Consider the following 279-nt stretch of genomic DNA (forward strand, 5'->3'; position numbering starts at 1 on the left):
AATATTGCTAATGCTTGCAACCATGATGCCAACACACAAGAAAATGAGGGAGGTATTGTTGGATTCTTCTCGCTTGAAATGTCATCAGAACAGCTTGCAACCCGTATTATTTCGGAACAAACAGAGGTTTCCTCTTCTGACATTCGACGTGGATCTATTTTAGACGAGCAATTTTCCAAAATCATCCGTGCCATGAATCAACTACAAAAAGCACCTCTTTACATTGACCAAACTGGTGGGATATCCATCGCTCAATTAGCAGCGCGCGCACGGCGTCTC

Annotated in this window: 1 protein-coding gene; it reads left to right on the forward strand. The window is 43.4% G+C overall.

The window, feature by feature from the left end; translation table 11 throughout:
• The coding region (locus ACFIO5_RS12565) for a DnaB-like helicase C-terminal domain-containing protein (RefSeq protein WP_375705584.1) at nucleotides 1-279 on the forward strand (279 nt) is incomplete at both ends.

It is taken from the genome of Bartonella sp. AA86SXKL, assembly GCF_042196885.1.